This is a genomic window from Rhodococcus sp. RDE2 (assembly GCF_020885655.1).
In the GTDB taxonomy this organism is placed as follows: Bacteria; Actinomycetota; Actinomycetes; order Mycobacteriales; family Mycobacteriaceae; genus Rhodococcus; species Rhodococcus pyridinivorans.
In genome coordinates this window covers 643,622-655,570 of the sequence record NZ_AP025186.1, presented here as the reverse complement: position 1 = coordinate 655,570, position 11,949 = coordinate 643,622, and the positions used below count along the sequence as shown (strand labels likewise).

Annotated in this window: 11 protein-coding genes; 10 read left to right on the top strand and 1 reads right to left on the bottom strand. The window is 69.3% G+C overall.

The features are described from left to right. Window positions 1-2 precede the first annotated feature (2 nt). From LPH33_RS03045 to LPH33_RS03000, 10 genes are all read left to right on the top strand, one after another. Complete coding sequence (locus LPH33_RS03045; protein WP_085469385.1) at window positions 3-1,637, top strand: long-chain-fatty-acid--CoA ligase; 1,635 nt, start codon at window positions 3-5, stop codon at window positions 1,635-1,637. Window positions 1,638-1,756: 119 nt separating this feature from the next. After that, window positions 1,757-2,521: an MlaE family ABC transporter permease gene (locus LPH33_RS03040; RefSeq protein WP_229566997.1), complete on the top strand. Its 765-nt coding sequence runs from the start codon at window positions 1,757-1,759 to the stop codon at window positions 2,519-2,521. 25 nt (window positions 2,522-2,546) lie between these two features. Beyond that, entirely contained in the window at window positions 2,547-3,407 is an 861-nt protein-coding gene (locus LPH33_RS03035; protein ID WP_229566996.1) for an MlaE family ABC transporter permease, read from the top strand. A 5-nt stretch (window positions 3,408-3,412) separates the two neighbouring features. Further along, window positions 3,413-4,570 carry an MCE family protein gene (locus tag LPH33_RS03030; RefSeq protein WP_229566995.1) on the top strand — a complete coding sequence of 386 codons (1,158 nt, stop codon included), beginning with the start codon at window positions 3,413-3,415 and terminating at the stop codon, window positions 4,568-4,570. Beyond that, window positions 4,567-5,583: an MCE family protein gene (locus tag LPH33_RS03025; protein ID WP_229566993.1), complete on the top strand. Its 1,017-nt coding sequence runs from the start codon at window positions 4,567-4,569 to the stop codon at window positions 5,581-5,583. The genes LPH33_RS03030 and LPH33_RS03025 overlap by 4 nt, the downstream gene beginning before the upstream one ends. Next, window positions 5,580-6,599 carry an MCE family protein gene (locus tag LPH33_RS03020; protein WP_229566991.1) on the top strand — a complete coding sequence of 340 codons (1,020 nt, stop codon included), beginning with the start codon at window positions 5,580-5,582 and terminating at the stop codon, window positions 6,597-6,599. The genes LPH33_RS03025 and LPH33_RS03020 overlap by 4 nt, the downstream gene beginning before the upstream one ends. Beyond that, the gene (locus tag LPH33_RS03015) at window positions 6,596-7,813 is read left to right on the top strand and encodes an MCE family protein (protein ID WP_229566989.1); all 1,218 of its coding nucleotides are present in this window, start codon (window positions 6,596-6,598) and stop codon (window positions 7,811-7,813) included. Before LPH33_RS03020 ends, LPH33_RS03015 begins: the two co-directional genes overlap by 4 nt. Further along, window positions 7,810-8,904, top strand: a complete 1,095-nt coding sequence (locus tag LPH33_RS03010; RefSeq protein ID WP_229566988.1) for an MCE family protein — start codon at window positions 7,810-7,812, stop codon at window positions 8,902-8,904. The genes LPH33_RS03015 and LPH33_RS03010 overlap by 4 nt, the downstream gene beginning before the upstream one ends. Continuing rightward, window positions 8,901-10,112 (top strand): MCE family protein, encoded by a 1,212-nt coding sequence (locus tag LPH33_RS03005; protein ID WP_229566986.1) that lies wholly within the window; start codon window positions 8,901-8,903, stop codon window positions 10,110-10,112. Before LPH33_RS03010 ends, LPH33_RS03005 begins: the two co-directional genes overlap by 4 nt. A gap of 16 nt (window positions 10,113-10,128) precedes the next feature. Next, window positions 10,129-10,650: a DUF3253 domain-containing protein gene (locus LPH33_RS03000; RefSeq protein ID WP_229566984.1), complete on the top strand. Its 522-nt coding sequence runs from the start codon at window positions 10,129-10,131 to the stop codon at window positions 10,648-10,650. Window positions 10,651-10,666: 16 nt separating this feature from the next. On the opposite strand, the gene LPH33_RS02995 is transcribed toward LPH33_RS03000, so the two are convergent. Further along, complete coding sequence (locus LPH33_RS02995) at window positions 10,667-11,797, bottom strand: nitronate monooxygenase (RefSeq protein ID WP_016692392.1); 1,131 nt, start codon at window positions 11,795-11,797, stop codon at window positions 10,667-10,669. Between the last annotated feature and the right edge of the window lie 152 nt (window positions 11,798-11,949).

Genomic DNA, 11,949 nt, shown 5'->3' with positions numbered 1-11,949 from the left:
GCATGACCGCCCTCACCGTCACCGAACTGCTCGAACGACTCGCCGACGTCGACGATCGAGGCCTGCGCTTCGAGGAGACCGAACTGTCGTGGCGCGAACACGTCGCGCAGTCCCGGCGACGCGCCGCACTGTTGCGCGACCTGCTCGACGGCCCAGCACCGAAGCACATCGGGATCCTCATGGACAACGTCCCGGAGTTCTCGTTGCTGCTCGGCGCCGCGGCCTTCTCCGGTTCGGTGGTGGTGGGCCTGAACACGACCCGGCGCGGTGCGGCGCTCGCCCGCGACATCGCGCTCGCCGATTGCCGGGTCGTGTTCACCGAGGCGGCACACGCGTCCCTGCTCGACGGTGTGGATCTCGGCGACGTGCGGGTGATCGACGTCGACTCCCCCGAGTGGACGGCGATGCTCGCCCCGTTCGCCGACACGGTCGTGGAGACTGCCGCGCATTCCCCCGACGACCTGTTCATGCTGATCTTCACGTCGGGCACGAGCGGCGATCCGAAGGCCGTGCGGTGCACGCACCGCAAGTTCACCGATCCCGCGACGATGCTCGCCACGCGGTTCGGCCTCGGCCCCGACGACACCGTGTACGTGTCGATGCCGCTGTTCCACTCCAACGCGATGATCGCCGGCTGGGCGATCGGACTGGCCGCGCGCGGCAGCATCGCTCTGCGTCGCCGGTTCTCGGCGTCGGGTTTCCTTCCCGACGTCCGCCGCTACGGCGTGACCTTCGCGAACTACGTCGGCAAGCCGCTGTCGTATGTGGTGGCGACTCCCGAGCAGCCCGACGACCACGACAACCCGCTGCGCATCGTGTACGGCAACGAGGCGTCGGCCGCCGACGTCGCCGAGTTCACGCGGCGCTTCGGCGCGCGGGTGGTCGACGGGTTCGGCTCGACCGAGGGCGGCATCGCGATCGCGTCGGCACCCGACGCCCCGGCCGGCGCCCTCGGCCGGCTTCCCGAGGGCATCGAGATCCTCGATCCCGAGACGGGGCGACGCTGCCCTCCGGCGGTGTTCGACGCGAACGGCAGGATCACCAACGCCGACACCGCGACGGGCGAGCTCGTCAACGTGCGCGGTGCCGGTCTGTTCGACGGCTACTACAACAACCCCGAGGCCGATGCCGAACGCCTCCGCGACGGGCGCTATCACAGCGGCGACCTCGCCTACCGGGACGAGAACGGCTTCGTCTACTTCGCCGGACGCAGCTCGGGCTGGCTCCGGGTGGACGGTGAGAATCTCGGTGCGGCACCCATCGAGCGCATCCTGATGCGGTACGAGGGTTTCGCTCAGGTCGCGGTGTACGGGGTGCCCGACCGCAACGTCGGCGACCGGGTGATGGCCGCGGTGATCCCTGCGGCAGGCTCCGACTTCGATCCGGTCGCGTTCGCGCGTTTCCTCGATGCGCAGACCGATCTCGGCCCCAAGCAGATGCCCGGTCTGATCCGTGTCTGCAGCGAGTTCCCCCGCACCGCGACCTTCAAGGTCCTGACCCGTTCCCTGGCCGCCGAACGCTGGTCCTGCAGCGATCCGGTGTGGCTTCGGGAACGTGGCGATTCCGAATTCCGGCTGTTGTCAGACGAACTGGTGCACCTTCTCGAACCCGCCTCCGTCGGCACTCCTGCGCGATAGCGTCGTCCCGAGACCCGGGATCGCTCCCTTGCCGCTCTACATACCCTGGGGTATGTACGGCGCACCCGAGAGGTCGGGACGCGGTTTCGTCGATGCGACCGTGGAAGAAGCGAGGATTCATGGGATCGGTGCCACGCGCGACCGCACACGCACTCGGCGGTTTCTATGCGCTGTCCCTCGACGCGTTCACCGCCCTGTTCCGCTCCCGCTTCCAATGGCGCGAATTCCTCACCCAGTTCTGGTTCATCGCCCGGGTGTCGCTCCTGCCCACGATCCTGATGTCCGTCCCGTTCACCGTCCTCGTCGTGTTCACGCTCAATTCGCTGCTGTTCGAGATCGGTGCCGGCGACCTGAGCGGAGCGGGTGCCGGGCTCGGCGCCATCACGCAGATCGGCCCGCTCGTGACGGTGCTGGTGGTCGCCGGGGCCGGCGCCACCGCGATCGCCGCCGACCTCGGCTCCCGCACCATCCGCGACGAGATCGCCGCACTCGAGGGGCTCGGCATCGACCCCGCCGCCCGGCTCGTGCTGCCCCGTGCACTGGCGTCGACCGCCGTCGCGGTCACGCTCAACGGGGCGGTGTGCGCGATCGGCCTGATCGGCGGGTTCTTCTTCTCGGTGACACTCCAGAACGTCGATCCCGGCGCGTACGCCGCGGGGGTCACGCTGCTCGTCGGTCCCGGTGAGCTGCTGCTGTCGGAGATCAAAGCGGCGGTCTTCGGTCTGCTCGCGGGACTGATCGCGTGCCATCGCGGACTTTCCGTCAGCGGCGGCCCGAAGAGCGTCGGCGAGGCCGTCAACGAGACGGTGGTCTTCGCGTTCGTCGCGTTGTTCCTCGCCAACATGCTGCTCACCTCGATCGGGATCGCGGTGATGGGTCGGTGAACGCGATGAGCGTGGTGATGAGCCGATGAGTGTCACGGGGGCGGCCACCGGGCGGACTGCGCAGGTGGTGCGCCGCCTCGGCCACGGGATCTCACGCAGCATCGACACCCTGGGACGCCAGGTCGTCTTCCTCGTCGGCGCGTTGTTCTCGACGGTGCGGGCGGCCCGGCACTATCCGCGCGAGACCCTGCGCGTGGTCTCGGAGATCGGCCTCGGCACCGGCGTGCTCGCGATGGTGGGCGGCAGCGTCGCCATCATGGGTTTCCTCACCCTGTTCGCCGGCGCGACCGTCGCCGTGCAGGGCTTCACCTCGCTCGGCAACATCGGTGTCGAAGCGCTCACCGGCTTCCTGTCCGCCTATGTCAACGTCCGGGTCGTCGCACCCGTGACGGCCGGTGTCGGTCTCGCCGCGACCATCGGCGCCGGCACCACCGCGCAACTCGGCGCGATGCGGATCAGCGAGGAGATCGACGCGCTCGAGGTCATGGCCATCAAGTCGGTGCCGTATCTCGTCGGCACACGCATCCTGGCGGGCCTGATCGCCGTCGTGCCCCTGTACTCGCTGTCGGTGCTGGCGTCGTTCCTGTCGAGCCGCATCGCGACCGTCGTGGTGCTCGGCCAGTCGCCCGGCGTCTACGACCACTATTTCGCGACCTTCCTGCGCCCGACCGACGTGCTGTGGTCGTTCGGGCAGGCGATCACCATGGCCGTGGTCGTCATGACCGTGCACAGCTACTACGGCTACACCGCCACGGGCGGGCCGTCCGGTGTCGGGGTCGCGACGGGTCGCGCGGTGCGGATGTCGCTCATCGCGGTGGTGACGGTGACCCTGCTGATCTCCCTGGTCCTCTATGGCAGCAGCCGCCAGCTGCATCTGGCGGGGTGAGGAGCGTGCCCACCTGGTTGCCGAAGGTCGCTGCGATCTGCTTCGTCGTCGTCTCCGCGCTCGTTCTCGTGTTCGTCTACCACGGCTTCCGCGGCTCGTTCACGCCCGGCGTGAAGGTGACCGTCGAGAGCGGCCGCTCCGGTCTGATGCTCGAGGACGGCGCCATGGTCAAGGCGCACGGTGTACACGTCGGCAGCGTCACCACGGTGCAGCAGACGCCGTCCGGCGCGGTGATCGAACTGCGCCTGGATCCGGACGCCGCCGCCCGGCTGCCCGCCGACCCCGGCGCCGACATCCGCGCCACGACGGTCTTCGGCGCCAAGTACGTCACTCTCACCGACCCGCCGTCACCCGGCCCGGTCGGACTGGCCGAGGGCACGGTGCTGCGCGCGTCGAACGTGACCGTGGAGACGAACACCGTCTTCGAGTCGCTGTCCGACGTCCTGCAGGCGGTCGATCCGGCGAAGCTGAACCGCACGCTCGGTGCGCTGTCGTCGGCGTTGCGCGGACAGGGCGAGTCGCTCGGCCGCGCGCTCGTCGACACCGACGCCGTCCTCACCCGGATCGAACCACGCACAGAGACACTGCGACGCGATCTCGCCGCCGTCGAGACGACCGCCGACATCTACACCGGAGCCACCGACGGGATCGTGGCGTCGCTCGACAATCTCGCCGTCACCGGCACGACCCTCGTCGACCGCGCCGACGACCTCGACCGCGTCCTGCTCGCCGCGATCGGTATGGGCGACGCCGGTCGCCGCGTGGTCGAGCCGAACAGCGAGCAGATCGTCGACGTGCTCGACCTGCTGCGCCCGACGGCCTCCCTCCTCGAGGAGTACTCACCGGTGCTCCCCTGTTTCCTGCAGGGCGCCGACCGTGCCCGGCAGCTCGCCGAACCGGCCTCGGGCGGCAACGGCTCGTCGATGATGCTGAAGTCGACCTTCCTGCTCGGCACCGACCCGTACGAATATCCGCGCAATCTTCCGGTGGTCGAGGCCACGGGCGGGCCACGCTGCGGTCCCCTGCCGATCGTGACGGCCGACGAGACCCCCGCCCCGTACGTCGTGGCGAACACCGGCGCCAATCCGTTCGAGGCCGGGAACACCTCGCCGGTCTTCGTCCCCGACTCGCTGTTCGAACTGCTCACCGGAGGGGCCGGATGACACGCACCGCGATCGCCGCGGGCATCTACGCCCTCGTCATGATTCTGATCCTGGCCGGACTGTTCGTCGTCTTCGGCCAGGTCCGGTTCGGTGAACACACGCGCTACCACGCGGTCTTCGACGACGTCTCCGGTCTCGAGGAGGGCCAGTTCGTCCGCGTCTCCGGGGTCGAGGTCGGCAGGGTCACCGCCGTGGAGTTCGGCGAGAACAACCGCATCGACGTGACCTTCGAGGTCGACTCGTCGTACACCCCGACCCGCGCGAGCATCGCCACCGTGCGCTATCTCAACCTCGTCGGCGACCGCTATCTCGAATTGTCCGACGGCGCCGGTGATCCCACGCACATGGCGGCGGGCGAGACGATCGGCACCGACCGGACCCGGCCGGCACTCGATCTCGACGTGCTCATCGGCAGCTTCACACCGCTGTTCCGCGCGCTCGAACCCGAACAGGTCAACCGCTTGTCGGCCGATCTCATCACCGTGCTGCAGGGCCAGGGCGGCACCGTCGAATCCGTCCTCGCCCAGGCGGCCTCGCTGACCTCCCACATCGCCGACCGCGACGTGCTCGTCGGACAGGTGATCACGAACCTCGACTCGGTGCTCGCGAATCTCGCCGCGCACCGTGACACCTTCGACACCGCACTGGTGCGTGCCCACGAGGTGGCCGCGCGACTCGCGCAGGATGCCACGCTCGTCGGCGACGCCGTCACCCACATCGATGCGATCGGCGGGTCGCTCACCGATCTGCTCGCGCAGTCCCGCACCTCGCTCGCCGGCACGATCCGCGAGACCGGCAACGTCGCCGCGCAGGTCGACTCGCGCAGCGAGACCGTCGAGCAACTGACGACCGAACTCCCCGACGCCTACAAGGCCCTCACGCGACTCGGCGCCTACGGCGGATTCTTCAACTACTACCTGTGCGGCATGCTCATCGAGATCAACGACCTGTCCGGGAACAAGGTCACCTCACCGCTGTTCGGGCAGACGACGGGCAGGTGCGCTCCGGCATGACCCAGTTCCGCGAGATGAATCCCGTGCGTGTCGGCGTCGTCGGCACGATCGTGCTCGTCGTGCTCGTGCTCGGCGCCCTGAACATCCGCTCCCTGCCGTTCCTCGACGGCGGCACGACCTACCGGGCGAGATTCGTCGACGCCGGCGGTCTGAACACCGGCGACACCGTGCAGGTCGCGGGCAAGGACGCCGGGCGGGTGACCGACATCGACATCGACCACGACGCCGTGGCCGTCACGTTCACGGTCGACGGGGCGGTGGTCCTGGGCACCGACACCACCGTCGAGATCGCCACCGCCACCGCGCTCGGGGCACGGAACCTGCGCGTGCGTCCCGCCGGTCCGGGACGACTCGAGGACGGCGCCACCATCGACCTCGACCGCACCGTCGCGCCCTATCAGTTGACCGACGCCCTCGGCGATCTCACCGACACCGCCGCGGCGATCGACACCGAGCAACTGCGCGAGTCGATGGAAGTGCTGTCCGACACCCTGCGCGAGACGCCCGACGACGTCGGTGCGGCGCTCGACGGTGTGCGGCGACTGTCCGAGACCGTCGCGTCGCGGGACGAATCCCTGCGGGCGCTGCTCGCGCACGCCGAACAGGTCACCGAGGTCCTCGCCGAGCGCAGCGACGCGATCGATGCCCTGATCGTCGATGCCGACCGCATCCTCGGCGAACTGCACCGTCGCCGAGCCGCTCTCGAGACCCTGTTCGCGAACGTCGATGCGCTGTCGATCCAGATCTCGAATCTCGTCGCCGACAACGAGGCACAACTCGAACCCACCCTCGGCAAGCTGAACGCCGTCCTCGGGATCCTCGAACGCAACCGCGACGACATCGCCCTGGCCATCGAGCGGCTGGGCCCGTACGCGACCGAACTCGGCGAGGCCGTCGCGTCCGGCCCGTTCTTCAACTCGTACATCCAGAACCTGTTGCCCATGCAGATCATCGAGCCGGCCCTGACCGCCGCGCTCGAGAACGCCGGCATCACGCCGCCGGGAGGTACACCGTGACGCGACTGCGTCCCCTGATCTCGTGGGGTGTCCCGATCCTGCTTCTCGCCGTCGTCGCGGTGGTGTCGTTCACCGTCGCTCCGTGGCGGTCGGCCGACGAGTACACGGCCGAATTCACCTCGAGCCGTGGCCTGTACGTCGGCGACGACGTGCGCATCATGGGTGTCGAGGTGGGACGCGTGACGAAGATCGAGCCGCGCGGCGATCGCGTGCTCGTACGCTTCGACGTCGACTCCGACCGCCGCATCCCCGCCGACGCGCAGGCCGCGATCGTCGCCCCCACCCTGGTCTCGGCCCGCTTCGTCCAGCTCACCCCACCGCACACGGGAGGACCCGAACTCCCGGTGGGAGCAACGATTCCCGTCGAACGCACCGCGGTCCCGGTCGAATGGGACGAGATCACCGAACAACTGACGCGGCTCACGACCGAACTCGGGCCCGACGACACCGACCCGCAGGGCGCGCTCGGTGAGGTCCTCGACGTCGCGGCCGCCAACGCCGAGGGACACGGTCCCGCCCTGCGCGACAGCCTGCAGCAACTCGCGACGGCGATGCGCACGATCTCCGACGGCCGGCACGACCTGTTCGGCACCCTCGGCAACCTGCAGGTGTTCGTCGAGGCGCTGTCGATGAGTGGCGATCAGATCGTCTCGTTCCACGACCGGCTCGCGTCCGTCACCGAGATCCTCGACGCCAACCGCGACGACATGGGCGCCGCCCTGGCGGGACTCGACGCCGTCCTCGTCGACGTCGAGCGGTTCGTCCGCGACAACCGCGAGCGCGTCGACACGACCGTCGATCGCACGGCCGCACTGACCGAGACCCTGGCGGCACAGCGTGACGGGATCGCGCAGGTACTGCACGTCGCACCGACGGCGTTGTCGAACCTGCAGGGCATCTACCAGCCCGCGCACAACACGGTGGTCTCGGCGTTGTCGCTGACCAACTTCGCCAATCCCGCCCAGTTCGTGTGCTCCGCGCTCGCCGCGGCCGAGCAGGTCGACGCGCACACCGCGTCCGAGTTGTGCGTGCAGTATCTCGGCCCGATCCTGCCGCTGCTCGCGATGGACTACCCGCCCGTGCGCATCAATCCGACGCGCGGCGTGGGCGCGCTGCCCGACCAGCTCGTCTACACCGAGCCCGAGTTGATGCCGGCGCCCGGTGCACCGTCGCCGACCTCGCTGGCCGACCTGCTCTCCCCGGGGGCGCCGTGAGAACACGAGTCCTGCGCACGATCGGTGTCCTCGCCTGCCTGGCGCTGACCGCCGGGTGCGAGTGGCGCGGCCTGAACAGCCTGCCGCTTCCCGGCACGCACGGTCGCGGCGACGACGCCTTCGCCGTGACCATCGAGATGTCCGACGTCACGACCCTCGAACGCAATTCGCGGGTCCGCGTCGGCGACGTCACCGTCGGACGGGTCGCCGACCTGCGGCTCGGCGACGGACATGCGCTCGTGACGGTGATGGTCGACGGCAGCACAGTGCTCCCGGAGAACACCGTCGCGAAGATCGGGCAGACGAGCCTGCTCGGGTCCGCCCACGTCGAACTCTCTCCCCCGCTCGCCGAACCCGCCCGCGGCCGGCTCGGGGACGGCGACGTCATCCCCCTCGAACGGGCGGGTGCGTTCCCCACCACCGAGCAGACCTTGTCGTCGCTGTCGCTGGTGCTCAGCGGCGGTGGTCTCGCCCAGGCCCAGGAGATCACCCGCGAACTCAACCGGGCGATGGACGGGCGGCAGGAGTCGGTGCGGGCCCTGCTCACCCGTCTCGACGCGGTGCTCGCCGGGCTGGACGGTCAGAAGGAGCAGATCGTGAGCGCGATGGAATCGCTCGACGCACTCGCCGTCGAGGTCGCCGAGCACAACACCGAGATCGCCGCGGCGACGGACGATCTCGCGCCCGCCATGGAGGTGCTGTCCACCCAGCGCGACGACCTGACCCGCGCCGCCGACGCCCTCGGGCAGTTCGGGCGCGTCGCGAACGAGGTCGTCGAGGCGAGCGGCGACGACGTCGTCGCGAATCTGCGTGATCTCGAACCGGTGCTGGCCTCGCTCGCGTCGGCGGGCGACTCGCTCACCGAGTCGCTGCGCTACCTGCTGACCTTCCCGTTCCCCATCGACACCTACCGCAACGCGGTGCGCGGCGACTACGCGAACGGCACGGTCATCCTCGACCTCACCCTGCCGATCCTCGAGAACGCACTGCTGCTCGGCACGCCCTTCGAGAACGCACTCACCGGTGGCGGGCGACCCGTACCGGATCTGGTGTCACTGCTCGTCCCGCCCGTGTCGGAGCCGACCCGATGAGCCCGGCCGCGGTGCTGCGCCGCAAACTGGCGGTGTTCTTCTCGGTCGGGATCGCGGCGGTGCTGATCGTCGCGCTGTTCATCGTCGAAGTGCCCGCCCTGCTCGGGGTGGGGCGCTACGAGGTGCGTCTCGACCTCACCGACGCCGGTGGCCTGTATCCCTCGGCGAACGTCACCTACCGCGGCATCGAGATCGGCCGGGTGACGTCGCTGACCATGACCACGAGCGGCGCCGAGGCGGTCCTGTCACTCGACTCGGATGTTCCGGTGCCGGCCGATGCGGCGGCGCAGATCCGCAGCATGTCGGCAATCGGCGAGCAGTACGTCGAGTTCCTGCCCGACGGCGAGGACGGCCCGTATCTGACCGCGGGGTCGATCGTTCCCCGCGATCGCATCTCCGTGCCCGAACCGATCGGCGGTGCACTCGACCAGCTCGACGCCACGCTGCAGTCCGTGGGTCCCGACCGCCTCGCCCTGCTGCTCGACGAGACCCACACAGCGGTGGGCGATTCCGGCGACGCCCTGCGGATCCTCGTCGAGGCCGGTGCGGCGGTGAGTGCTGAGGCCGCTGCGAACGCGGACAGCACCGCGGCGCTGATCGATCAGGTCGGCCCGTTGCTCGACACGCAGGTCGCGTCGTCGGATGCGATCGCCCGCTGGGCGTCCTCCCTGGCGGGCACCACCGCGCAGCTGCGCGACTCCGACAGCGACGTGCGCACACTCCTCGGCGTGACGGCCCCTGCCGCCGCGCAGGTGCAGGCACTGTTCGAGGAGGCCGAACCGACCCTCCCCCTGCTGCTCGCCAATCTCGTCACCGTCGAGCAGGTCGCCGCGGTGTACCGGCCGTCGCTCGAACAGATGCTGGTGCTGTTCCCGTCGATCATGGCGTCGACCCAGTCGGCGGGTCTGCCCAATGTCGACAACCCGTCACAGAACACCTACTTCACCGCGACCTTCAACGACCCGCCACCGTGCATCACCGGCTTCCTGCCGCCGGAACAGCGGCGCTCACCCACCGAGTTCGACGTGCCCGACACCCCGTCCGACCTGTACTGCAAGCTGCCGGCGGACTCCCCCATCGCGGTGCGCGGAGCACGGAACATGCCGTGCATCGAGTACCCGGGGCGCCGCGCCCCCACGGTACAGTTGTGCCGCGACGGTGGTTATTCGGCGACGAGTCTGGAAGGGCTTCTGTCGCCGCCGAACTGAGCGACGGGCGGGGCCGATGGACACCGACGGGTCATCCGGCGAGGCGGAACGCACGCCCGACGGCAGATATGTGGTGGTGAAGGGGCGGCGCTGGCGTGCCACCGATCCCGCGATTCCCGAACCTCTGCGGAAACAGCTGGTGGCGGAGCTGATGCGGGCCCGTCGTCTCGTGAAGAGCGAGGGTGACGCCGCGCGACATCGTGTCCAGGACGCCAAGGTCGCGCTCGGTGAACGCGGGCATCCGTGGTGGGACCCGCTCGACGACGCCGCGGCCCGCGAACGGCTCGCGGCCACGATCTGCGCGCTGCTCCGGGAACGGGATCCGTCGACCATCTGCCCGAGCGACGCCGCGCGGGTCGCCGGCGGGGAAGCGTGGCGCGACCTGATGGACACCGCCCGCTCGGTGGCCGCCGAACTCGAACGCAGTGAACACGTGGTGATCACGCAGAAGGGAGAACCGGTGGACGTGGAGACGGCTCGAGGTCCGATCCGGATCGCACCCGGACCGAACCTCGAGCACCCTCGTCCCTCCCCGTGAGACGAATCCGAACGGATCAGACGCTCGCGGCCTCGTTCAGCTTCTCCAGCGTGCCGGTCGCCTCGAGGTACTCCTGCACCCAGCGTTCGATGACGGCGGAGGTCTTGTCGACCTTCGTGAACTGCCCGACGACCTGACCGACAGGGTTGAACGCGACGTCGACCGACTCGTCGGGGTACTTGTGGGTGGCGGCGACGGCCATACCGGACACCATGTACTGCAACGGCATTCCGAGGGGCTTCGGGTTGCCCTCCTGCTCCCACGCCTCGGTCCAGTCGTTGCGGAGCATGCGGCAGGGCTTGCCGGTGAACGACCGGCTGCGGACGGTGTCGCGGCTGCTCGCCTTGATGTAGGCCTCCTGCTGCACCGGGGTGTTCTCGGCCTCTTCGACCATGAGCCACTGCGAACCGGTCCACGCACCCTGGGCGCCGAGCGCGAGCGCCGCGGCGATCTGCTGGCCGCTGCCGATACCACCGGCCGCCAGCACCGGGACCGGTGCGACCTCCTTGACGACCTGCGGCCACAGCACGATCGAGCCGACCTCACCGCAGTGCCCGCCGCCTTCGCCGCCCTGGGCGATGATGATGTCGACTCCGGCGTCGGCGTGCTTGCGGGCCTGCTTCGGCGAGCCGCACAGTGCCGCGACCTTGCGACCGGCCTGGTGGATGTGCTCGATCATGTCGGCCGGCGGGGTGCCGAGCGCGTTGGCGATGAGCGTGACCTTCGGATGCTGCAGCGCCACCTCCACCTGCGGGGTCGCGGTGGCCTCGGTCCAGCCGAGAAGCTGCAACGCGTTATCGTCGCCTTCGGGCAGGGGGACGCCGTGGTCGGTGAGGATCTTGCGGCCGAATTCGAGGGTCTCCTGCGGCACCATCGACTGCAGCATCTTCGTGAGTTCCTCGGCGGAGAGGTTCGCGTCCATGCCTTCGTACTTGTTGGGGATGACGATGTCGACGCCGTACGGGCGGTCGCCGATGTGCTCGTCGATCCAGTTCAGCTCGATTTCGAGCTCTTCCGGCGTGAACCCGACGGCGCCGAGGACGCCGAAGCCGCCGGCCTTGGCGACGGCGACGACGACGTCGCGGCAGTGGGTGAACGCGAAGATCGGGAACTCGATGCCGAGTTCGTCGCAGATGGGCGTGTGCATTCGGCACTCCTCGATAGAAAGGCGCAAGACTGGAACACGTTCTACCTTAGTGCCAGATGGGTCTGTGCGGAAGGCACGCAACAACGGACGAAGGCTCGCAACATCGGCAGTCACTGCCGATGTTGCGAGCCTTCACCTCGCGTTGCGTACCT

What these genes read in the sequence shown, in the direction of transcription:
- LPH33_RS03035 (WP_229566996.1), top strand. Translation starts at nt 2,547, where the DNA reads ATGAGTGTCACGGGGGCGGCCACCGGGCGGACTGCGCAGGTGGTGCGC.
- LPH33_RS03040 (WP_229566997.1), top strand. Translation starts at nt 1,757, where the DNA reads ATGGGATCGGTGCCACGCGCGACCGCACACGCACTCGGCGGTTTCTAT.
- LPH33_RS03020 (WP_229566991.1), top strand. Translation starts at nt 5,580, where the DNA reads ATGACCCAGTTCCGCGAGATGAATCCCGTGCGTGTCGGCGTCGTCGGC.
- LPH33_RS03005 (WP_229566986.1), top strand. Translation starts at nt 8,901, where the DNA reads ATGAGCCCGGCCGCGGTGCTGCGCCGCAAACTGGCGGTGTTCTTCTCG.
- LPH33_RS02995 (WP_016692392.1), bottom strand. Translation starts at nt 11,797, where the DNA reads ATGCACACGCCCATCTGCGACGAACTCGGCATCGAGTTCCCGATCTTC.
- LPH33_RS03025 (WP_229566993.1), top strand. Translation starts at nt 4,567, where the DNA reads ATGACACGCACCGCGATCGCCGCGGGCATCTACGCCCTCGTCATGATT.
- LPH33_RS03000 (WP_229566984.1), top strand. Translation starts at nt 10,129, where the DNA reads ATGGACACCGACGGGTCATCCGGCGAGGCGGAACGCACGCCCGACGGC.
- LPH33_RS03045 (WP_085469385.1), top strand. Translation starts at nt 3, where the DNA reads ATGACCGCCCTCACCGTCACCGAACTGCTCGAACGACTCGCCGACGTC.